Source organism: Mesorhizobium sp. M7A.F.Ca.AU.001.01.1.1, assembly GCF_004022735.1.
Classification (GTDB): Bacteria; Pseudomonadota; Alphaproteobacteria; order Rhizobiales; family Rhizobiaceae; genus Mesorhizobium; species Mesorhizobium ciceri.
This window is the reverse complement of record NZ_RZPF01000210.1, coordinates 1-9,059: the sequence shown is the minus strand read 5'-3', so window position 1 is coordinate 9,059 and position 9,059 is coordinate 1. Positions and strand designations below refer to the sequence as shown.

At 64.0% G+C, this 9,059-nt stretch carries 12 protein-coding genes; 3 read left to right on the top strand and 9 right to left on the bottom strand.

Translation table 11 applies throughout. The features are described 5' to 3' along the window. Positions 1-59 precede the first annotated feature (59 nt). The 6 genes from EN884_RS15080 to EN884_RS15055 form a co-directional block, all read right to left on the bottom strand. A complete protein-coding gene (locus EN884_RS15080) occupies positions 60-1,109 on the bottom strand; it encodes a branched-chain amino acid ABC transporter permease (RefSeq protein ID WP_082826621.1) in 1,050 nt (349 codons plus the stop codon). Next, a complete protein-coding gene (locus EN884_RS15075) occupies positions 1,106-2,008 on the bottom strand; it encodes a branched-chain amino acid ABC transporter permease (protein ID WP_024502052.1) in 903 nt (300 codons plus the stop codon). Before EN884_RS15075 ends, EN884_RS15080 begins: the two co-directional genes overlap by 4 nt. Further along, positions 2,005-2,736, bottom strand: a complete 732-nt coding sequence (locus EN884_RS15070) for an ABC transporter ATP-binding protein (protein WP_013528428.1) — start codon at positions 2,734-2,736, stop codon at positions 2,005-2,007. Before EN884_RS15070 ends, EN884_RS15075 begins: the two co-directional genes overlap by 4 nt. Next, positions 2,723-3,481, bottom strand: coding sequence for an ABC transporter ATP-binding protein (locus EN884_RS15065; protein ID WP_224620866.1), 759 nt, complete (start codon positions 3,479-3,481; stop codon positions 2,723-2,725). The genes EN884_RS15070 and EN884_RS15065 overlap by 14 nt, the downstream gene beginning before the upstream one ends. Before the next feature lie 307 nt (positions 3,482-3,788). Next, positions 3,789-4,247, bottom strand: coding sequence for a nuclear transport factor 2 family protein (locus EN884_RS15060; RefSeq protein ID WP_063169747.1), 459 nt, complete (start codon positions 4,245-4,247; stop codon positions 3,789-3,791). 86 nt (positions 4,248-4,333) lie between these two features. After that, the gene (locus EN884_RS15055) at positions 4,334-4,693 is read right to left on the bottom strand and encodes a hypothetical protein (protein ID WP_063169746.1); all 360 of its coding nucleotides are present in this window, start codon (positions 4,691-4,693) and stop codon (positions 4,334-4,336) included. Between the two features lie 80 nt (positions 4,694-4,773). Between EN884_RS15055 and EN884_RS15050 the strand changes: the two genes are divergently transcribed. From EN884_RS15050 to EN884_RS15040, 3 genes are all read left to right on the top strand, one after another. Continuing rightward, the gene (locus tag EN884_RS15050; RefSeq protein WP_063169745.1) at positions 4,774-5,352 is read left to right on the top strand and encodes a TetR/AcrR family transcriptional regulator; all 579 of its coding nucleotides are present in this window, start codon (positions 4,774-4,776) and stop codon (positions 5,350-5,352) included. Positions 5,353-5,396: 44 nt separating this feature from the next. Continuing rightward, positions 5,397-6,662, top strand: coding sequence for a beta-ketoacyl-ACP synthase II (fabF, locus tag EN884_RS15045; protein ID WP_082826620.1), 1,266 nt, complete (start codon positions 5,397-5,399; stop codon positions 6,660-6,662). 95 nt (positions 6,663-6,757) lie between these two features. Then, positions 6,758-7,573, top strand: coding sequence for an oxidoreductase (locus tag EN884_RS15040; RefSeq protein ID WP_063170427.1), 816 nt, complete (start codon positions 6,758-6,760; stop codon positions 7,571-7,573). A gap of 22 nt (positions 7,574-7,595) precedes the next feature. On the opposite strand, the gene EN884_RS15035 is transcribed toward EN884_RS15040, so the two are convergent. The 3 genes from EN884_RS15035 to EN884_RS15025 form a co-directional block, all read right to left on the bottom strand. Further along, positions 7,596-8,243: an amino acid ABC transporter permease gene (locus EN884_RS15035; RefSeq protein WP_024502056.1), complete on the bottom strand. Its 648-nt coding sequence runs from the start codon at positions 8,241-8,243 to the stop codon at positions 7,596-7,598. After that, positions 8,240-8,896, bottom strand: a complete 657-nt coding sequence (locus EN884_RS15030) for an amino acid ABC transporter permease (protein WP_024502057.1) — start codon at positions 8,894-8,896, stop codon at positions 8,240-8,242. Before EN884_RS15030 ends, EN884_RS15035 begins: the two co-directional genes overlap by 4 nt. A 6-nt stretch (positions 8,897-8,902) precedes the next feature. Beyond that, positions 8,903-9,059, bottom strand: a 157-nt coding sequence (locus EN884_RS15025; protein WP_128360606.1) for a transporter substrate-binding domain-containing protein, incomplete at its 5' end; no start/stop codon positions are given.

The following is a 9,059-nucleotide window of genomic DNA, read 5'->3' as shown; positions in this document are numbered from 1 at the left end:
GGCAAGCGCGAAGAATGCGCCCAGTCCCAGGCCGATGGTACCGCGTCGAGTGAGTTTGATCATCGTTTTCGTTCCTCTGTCTGGTTCACCGTTGCCGATCTTTGGGTTGATCCGAACATAAGTTCCCGGTCCCCCATGATCCCCTTCGGCCGGAAGATCATGACTAGAATGAAGATGAAGCCGAGCACGATCTGGCTGGCGCCAAACAGGGCCGGCACCGCGAAATCGCCGATCGTGAAGCCGCGTTCGACCGAGCGCAGGATCTCCGACAACAGCGAAACGCAGATGACGCCGACCACCGCGCCGGTCAGGGAGCCCATGCCGCCCAGCACCAGCATTGTGATCAGACTCATCGTCAGCGCGAAGTAGAAAGTGTTCGGCGAAAACGAGCCGAGATAATGCGCATAGAGCGACCCGCCGACGCCTGAGAAGAACGCGCCGATGACGAAGGCGATCAGTCTGGTCCGCAGCACGCCGATTCCGACAGCGCTGGCCGCGATCGTGTCGTCGCGCACCGCCTTCATGGCGCGCCCGAAAGGCGAATAAACCAGGCGCGCCAGAACGAACACCGTGATGGCGAGCCAACCCATCACCCAGGGCAACGTCGTCTCCAGCGGCACGCCGGTAAACGTGCGGGCACCTCGGGTGAAATCCGACGCATTGATCAGCACCACGTTGACGATAATCAAGAATCCCATCGTCGCCACCGAAACGAAATAGCCCGACAGGCGCATCAAGGGATAACCGACGACCACCGCAAGCAATGCCGTCAGAAGACCTGCCACCAGCGTCGCCGGCAGGAAGGGGAGGCTGAAAGCATGCAGAAACCCCGGCAGATGCGGCAGCAATGCCATCTTCTGCTGCACCGGGATCGACAGGATTCCCGAAATATACGCGCCGGCGCCGATGAAGCCGACATGGCCGAGCGAAAACACGCCCGTAAAACCGTTGCTCAGCGACAGCGCCAGCACCAGGATTGCATTCAGCGCGATCAGCAGGATAATCCGGACGAAATAGTCGCTCAGCACGTGCGGCGCACCGAATGCGACAGCTGCCCCCGCCACCACGGCGACGAGGACGAGGAGTGTGATCCGCGCTTCCCGGCTCACAGCTTTATCTCCCGGTTTGGCTGGAGCAGCCCGCCCGGGCGCACCAGGAGAAAGGCGATCAGCACGGCGAAGACGATTGCGTCGCGATAGGACGAGACGCTGCTCGGCAGGAATGCGACGATGAATATCTCCAGCGCGCCCAATATGTAGCCGCCGACCAGGGCGCCCGCGATCGACCCGAAGCCGCCGATGATTGCCGCCACGAAAGCCTTCAGGAGCGGCGTGAAGCCCATCTGCGGCTGCACCACGCCGGCCTGTGCCGCCCACAAAATGCCGGCGAGGCCGGCATAGGCGGATGCGACGATGAAGGCGACGATGATCAGCCGGTTGACGTTCAGACCGACAAGGTGTGCCGCCGACATGTCCTCGGCTGCGGCGCGCATGCCGAGCCCAGTCGTGGTGCGCGTGATAAACCAGCCGAGGAGCAGCAGCGACACGAAGGTCAGCGCGATGGTCAGGAGATTGATGCTGGTGAAGGTGATGGCGCCGTTCGACATTTCCCAGGAGGTGTTGAGAATATCGGGGAGTGGAAAATTGCGCGGCGAGGAGGTGAACACCAGGATGCCGACATTCTCGATGATGTAGGTGACGGCGAGGCTGGTCAGCAGTCGCGCAACGTCGGGCGCGTCGCGGATCGGGCGGTAGGCGATGCGTTCGATGAGGAAGCCGGCGGCGGCGGCTGCGGCGATGCCGCAGATCACGGCGACCGGGAACGGAACGCCGATGCCGACCAGCAAGGCAACCCCGAAGGCACCTACCATCATGACGTCGCCATGCGCGAAATTGGTGAGCTTGAGGACGCCGAAGACGATCGACAGACCGACCGCCACCAGTGCGTAGAGGCTGCCGAGGCTCACCGCATTGACGATCTGCTGCAGGATATAGTCCAGCTGGGTCATGTTGCCGCCCCGAGATATGCCTGCGCCACGCGTTCGCTGTCGCGCAGTTCCGCGGACCGGCCAGACAGCGCCACCTGGCCCGTGCGCAGCACATAGGCACGGTCGGCGAGGTCCAGCGCGAGCGTGATGTTCTGTTCCACCAGCAGCATCGTCATGCCCTGGCGCTTCAGTTCGGCAAGCGCGCTGAAGATATGGCGGACCAGCAGCGGCGCAACGCCGAGCGAAGGCTCGTCGAGCAGCAGCAGGCGCGGCGCCGCCATCAGCGCGCGCGCCAAAGCAAGCTGCTGCTGTTCGCCGCCCGACAGCGTGCCGGCCAGTTGCTTCAGCCGCTGCTTGAGAATCGGGAACAGCATGAACATGCGCTCGCTGTCTCTGAGGATGGCATCCTTGTCGGTGCGGGTGCAGGCGCCGAGCCGCAGATTGTCAGCCACCGTCAGGCCGCCGAACAGGCGCCTGCCCTCCGGGCTCTGCGCGATGCCCAGACTTACGATGCGCGACGGAGCGACACCTCCAATCGGCTTGCCATCGAAGATGATCCTGCCGCCGCGCGGCCGCGACAGGCCGGAAATGGTGCGCAAGGTCGTGCTCTTGCCGGCGCCGTTGGCGCCCACCAACGCCACCACCTCGCCGGCATGGACGTCGAGCGAAATGCCCTTCAGCGCACGCACCGCGCCGAAATTGACCTCGAGGTTCTCGACACTGAGCAGAACGGGGCTAGGCGTGGCCAAGATACGCCTCCCGCACTTTCGGGTGTTCGCGTACCTGCTCCGGTGTTCCGACGCAGATCACCTCGCCAGTCGCCAGCACCTGGATGCGTTCGCACAGCGCCATGATCAGGTCCATGTCGTGCTCGACAACGACCACCGTTACGCCATAGCGGTCACGGATCGTCCGGATCAGCGCTGCCAACACCTTGGTCTCGTTGGAATCAAGACCGGCAGCGGGCTCATCGAGCAACAGCAGTTGCGGGCCGGTCGCCAACGCACGCGCAATCTCCAGCCGCCGCTGATCGCCGTAGGGAAGATCCGCGGCGACCCTGCCGGCCTGATCTGTCAGGCCCATGAGGTCGAGGAGTTCGTCGGCCTTCTGCCGGGTCGCGGCCACCCGCTCGCGATAACGCCGACCGCGCAGCACGGTATCGGCGGCGCCGACAGGATGGCGCAACTGCGCCGCCGTCAGCACGTTCTGCGCGACGCTGAGGCTGCCGAACAGGCGAGAGCCCTGGAAGGTGCGGGCGATGCCCATCGCGACGATCTGCGATGTGCGCAGGCCGACGATCGACCGGCCCTCCATCTCGATGCTACCGGAATTCGGCTGGGAGAAGCCGGTGATCAGGTTGAAAAGCGTGCTCTTGCCCGAGCCATTCGGCCCGATTACCCCAATGATTTCACGTTCGTGGAGCTCGATGGAATGATCACGCAGGGCAACCAGCCCTCGAAAGGCTTTTGTCAGCCCGACCGTCCTCAACAGCACTCGACTCGACTGTCTATCCACCCGCCGGTTTGCCCCTGTCCCTCGCCGCCCCGTTCGGCCCGGTCAAGCTTCAAATGGACAATTCGAACGGCAAGATGTCAAGTCCTATTCCCAAGAGGAAAGCTGTATGCCTGCCTCGGCTCGACCGTTGCCGCGACAGCACCGGCATCGATGCAGGGCCTGCAGTCCAGCGCGCCAGCGCTCGCTTCTCGAGCCTGCGCGCATAGTGCGTGGGCGCAAGGCACGAGACGAAGACGATCGGCGCCACCGGCCCGTAGACCTTGGGCGTCCTCGGACCGCGCTTGTGCTAGCTTGTTGTCTGTTCGGCGACAGCTTCTTCGAGGCCGGCTGCGGCCTGGGCGGCGAGAGCGCGCGCCGCCGCCTGTGAATCGTAGAATTCCTCGAGCGCATGAACCCTGCCCCACCGCAGCGTGAACACGTGGAGACCACGGTTGACGTAGGACGTATCGCCGTTGAGCAGGGTAGCGGTGCCATCCCACTGGGCAAACACGGTGGTATGCCACGGCCAGCCCTTCACCCACACGTGGTTGACCGTGAGATGGAGAGTGGGCAGAACACGGCCGAGGCGCTCGAACCACCGGCGCAGGGCCTGCTTGTCGTGGCGCTCGCCACCAAGCGCGTGTGCGCCACCAACCCGGTGATGGACATGCGGCGCGATGGCCTTCACCGCCGCATCCCAGCGATGGTTGTTGACGTCGTCGAAGCTCTGCCGGATCGATTTCTCGACAAAATAGCTGTAAAGCATGTGACCTCTCTCCAAACTTATCGGTGGCGCGCCGTTCCGACGCGAGACCCCGGCCAGCATCGCTCGGCCGCGGTCTGCGCGTCAGGTCAGGGCATTGTCGCGTCGGCTCGCAGGGATGTGTCCGTCTCGGTCGAGACCGTCACTTCCTCACCGGACCTTGAGAACGCGTAGAGCGAGCCCGGGTGGCCAGGTATGGAAAACGCCACGGAGTCACTGTTGGCGAGGCCCATGACAACCCGCAGCGGATCACCCCCGGTCTTCGGTGCGAAAGTGGCGGTGACCTCAAGCAGGTCGCCGTCCGGAACGTAGTAGACCACCATGTCCAGGTGTGCCTGGTGCAGGCTACCGCCTTCGATCGGGCGCCCGATGGTGGCTTCCTCGGCAAGAGCCGGGGTTGCAAGAAACAGCGCCGCCAGCAGCGAGGCGCCCAAGGTTTTGCGGATCATCTCATTTGTCCTTTTTTAGATTGCGTTCACCCTCTATATAGGGTATAGATTACGAATGCAATCTAAAAAAGGAGATGACGATGCGTGTAAGTCGCACTCAGGCCGCGGAAAACCGTGAGACCGTGATCAATGTGGCAAGCCGGCTTTTTCGGGAGCGCGGGTTCGACGGCATCGGCCTCAAGGATCTGATGAAAGGGGCCGGGCTGACCCAGGGCGCCTTTTACAAGCAATTCGAGTCGAAGGACGATCTGGCGGCGCTGGCGTCCAGGCGGGCGATGGAAAGCGCCACCCACAAATGGTCGGCCGCGACCGCGGCAAATCCCGGGAACCCGCTCGACGGGGTGATCTCATTCTACCTCAGCATGGATCATCGCGGAGAAAAGATGGACGGCTGCCCGGTCGTTGCGCTCGGCTCGGATGCCGCCAGGCAAGGTGCCGAGGTGAAGGCGTCATTCGAAGCCGGCATCAAGGCGTACCTCGAGATGCTCGGCGGTTGGGTTGGCGAGGGCGACATCGAAAAGACCGGCAACAAGGCAATGGCCGTTCTCTCGACGATGGTCGGCGCGGTCGTGCTGTCGCGGGTCGTCAACGACCCCGACCTTGCGCAGGCTTTTCTGGATGCGGCGGCCGATCAGGTTCGCGAAGCAGTCGCTACTTGAACGGCGCGAGCAGCGCCGCCAGCACAGCAAGGATAGGAGAGCAGATGGAACGGATTGTCGTCACGGGCATGGGTGCGGTCACGCCCCTTGCCGCCAATGTCGAAGCGTCCTGGTCACGCCTGCTTGCCGGCCGGTCTGGCGTTCGCAGGCTTCCTGACGATGTGGTGGGAGAGCTGCCGGCTAAGATTGGCGGCGTGGTTCCCTCCCTGGGCGAAGACCCCGAGGCTGGTTTCGATGCCGATGCCGTCCTGTCCGCGAAGGATCAGCGCAAGGTAGACCGGTTCATTCTCTTCGCGCTGGCGGCGGCGGAAGAGGCGCTTGCGCAGGCGCAATGGAAGCCTGCCTTGGAGACGGATCGCCTGCGCACGGCCACGATCATCGCTTCAGGTGTCGGCGGGTTCCCGGCCATCACCGAGGCGGTGCGCACGGTGGACCTGCGTGGCGCCCGCCGCCTGTCTCCCTTTACGGTGCCGTCCTTCCTGGTGAACCTCGCGGCGGGCCACATCTCGATCCGTCATGGCTTCAAAGGTCCACTCGGCGCACCGGTGACGGCGTGCGCGGCAGGCATCCAGGCGATCGGCGACGCCGCCCGCCTGATCCGCGCCAACGAAGCCGACATCGCCGTGTGCGGCGGAACGGAAGCGTGCATCAACACCGTCAGTCTCGGCGGTTTCGCCGCCGCTCGTTCTCTTTCAACCGGCTTCAATTGGGCGCCGGCCCAAGCCTCGCGCCCTTTCGACACATCGCGCGACGGCTTCGTCATGGGCGAAGGGGCCGGCGTGCTGGTCATCGAGGCGTTGAGCCACGCGTTGGCGCGCGGCGCAAAACCGATTGCTGAGCTCGTCGGCTACGGCACGACGGCGAATGCCCATCACGTCACCTCCGGGCCAGAGGACGGCGACGGCGCGCGCCGGGCCATGCAGATCGCGATTGCCCAGGCAGGGATTTCGCCACGCGACGTTCGTCATCTCAATGCGCATGCGACCTCCACGTCAGTCGGCGACCTGGGTGAGATCGAAGCGATCAAGAGCGTGTTCGGGCGCGATTTCGCGATAGCTGTCAGTGCCACGAAATCGGCGACCGGACACCTGCTCGGAGCGGCCGGCGGGCTTGGTGCGATCTTCGCAATCCTGGCGCTCAGGGATCAGGTCGCCCCGCCAACCCTCAACCTGGGCGAGGCCGATCCGGCCGGCGACGGAATCGACTTCGTCGCCAACGCACCCCGGCCCATGGAGATGGAGTACGCGATCTCCAATGGCTTCGGCTTTGGCGGCGTGAATGCCAGCGCCCTGTTCAGACGCTGGAACTAGCGGTGGCCAGACGCAGTCATGACCGACGCCCTTTGCCCCGGCCTATCTCAATGCTTTTCCCAATCCGATCCAACGCAAAGAAGGATATGATTTCCATGAACAAGACCAGTCCCGGCGTCGCCCTTGTCACAGGGGCATCTTCCGGCATCGGGCGCGCTACCGCCGACGCCTTGCTCGGCGCTGGCTTTCGCGTCTTCGGAACCAGCCGTCGCACGGCCTCACAGCAATCCGCCGGCGTGACCATGCTGACCTGCGACGTGACCGACGACGCGTCCGTCGCGACAATGGTCGATGACGTTCTGGCCGCGGCCGGACGCATCGACGTGCTTGTCAACAATGCCGGCATGGGGCTGTTTGGCGGCGCGGAGGAGTCCTCGACCGCCCAGGCCAAGGCGCTGTTCGACGTGAACGTCTTCGGCGTCTTGCGCGTGACCAACGCGGTGCTGCCGGCAATGCGGCGCCAAGGGAAGGGCAGAATCGTAAATTTGAGCTCGGTACAGGGGTTCATCCCCGCTCCCTATTTCGCGCTTTACTCGTCGACCAAACACGCCATCGAAGGGTATTCCGAGTCGCTCGATCACGAATTGCGCCCCTTCGGCATTCGCGTTTCGCTGGTGGAGCCCGCCTATACCCGCACATCATTCGAGGACAATCTTGCCGCCCCCGACCGGTCGCTCGAAATCTACGACTCCGCGCGCGCCGGGATGACTATGTCAGTGCGGAAATCGATGGAAAAAGGCGATGCGCCCGAAGTGGTCGCCAAGACCATTTTGGCAGCAGCGACCGATCCCGCGCCGAAGAAACGCTATGCGGCGGGAAAAATGGCGCGCCAGGTCAGTTTCCTGCGCCGTTTCGTCCCCGCATCCGAATTCGACAAGAGCCTGCGCAAGCAGCTTGGGTTGCCGGTCTGAAATCGGGCGCTGCCTTGGCGCGTCAGCGAGCAGCCGCCTGTTTCTCGAGCCTGCGGGCGTATTGCGTCAGCGGAAAGCACATGACGAAGAAGATCAGCGCCACCAGCCCGTATACCTTGAACGGTTCGAAGGTCGCATTGTTGATGGCGTTGGAGGTCCGCACCAGCTCCTCGAAGCCGATGATCGAGGTGAGCGCCGTCGATTTGATCAGCTGCACCAGGAAGCCGACGGTGGGTGCGCGGGTGATCGAAAACGCCTGCGGCAGGATGATCAGCCTGAGTTCCTGCAGATAGTGCAGGCCGAGGCTGGCACCGGCGTCCCATTGACCGAGGGGTAGCGCCGCGACGCCGGAGCGCCAGATTTCGGCGAGATAGGCGCTGGCGAAGAAGGTGAGGCCGAGCGCCGCCGCCGTCCAGGGTTCGATGCGCAGACCAAGCATCGGCAGGCCGAAGAACATCAGGAACAGCTGCATCAAGAGCGGCGTCCCCTGGAACAGGGCGATGTAGCCGGAGGCGACACGCCGGCTCCATTTGTTCTCAGCGATCCTGAAGAACAGCACGATCATGCCGACGATGCCGCCGCCGATAAAGGCGGCCAGCGATAGCAGCACCGTCCAGCGGGCGGCGAGCAGTAGGTTGCGCACGATGTCCCAGAAGGTGAACTCGATCATGACACACCGGCTCCGAGCGCGCGGCGCCCGCCTGACACCAGCAGCCGGCGCAAGGCCATCGACAGAGCGAGATAGACCAGCGTCACGACGAAATAGGTCTCGAAGGAGCGGAAGGTGCGTGCCTGCAGCATGTCGGCCTCGTAGGTCAGCTCACGCACGGCGATCTGCGACACGACGGCGGACTCCAGCATCATGATGACGATCTGGCTGGTGAGCGCGGGGTAGATGATCTTGAGCGCCTGCGGCAGCACGATCTTGACGAACACCTGGCGTGGCCGCAGCCCAAGGGCCAGCGCTGCTTCCGTCTGCCCGCCGGGCACGGCGTCAAGCCCGGCGCCGACGATCTCGATGGTGTAGGCCGCCATGTTGAGCGTCATCGCCAGCATGGCGGCCAGGAGCGGGTCGAGCCGGACGCCCAGGCTGGGCAGCCCAAAGAAGATGAAGAACAACTGCACCAGGAACGGCGTGTTGCGCATCACCTCGACATAGCAGGCGATTGCCCGCTTGAGCAGCACCGGGCCGTTTCGCCGCCCCGCGGCACCCAGGATGCTGAGCAGCGTTCCGGCCAGCGTGGTCACGGCGATCAGCAGGATCGTCGTGGCCGCGCCATGCGCGATGTCGCCCAGGGCACCCGGGAGCCAGCCAAAGGCCACGGAAACTCAATCCTTGAGATTGTCGGGATTGAGCGGCGTCTTCAGCCAGGCTTTCGAGCTTTCGTCCAGCTTGCCGTCGGCCAGCATCTTGGCGACCGCATCGTTCACGGCCTTCTTCAGGCCGTCTTCGTTCTTGTTGAGGCCGATATGCGAGGGCGAGGTC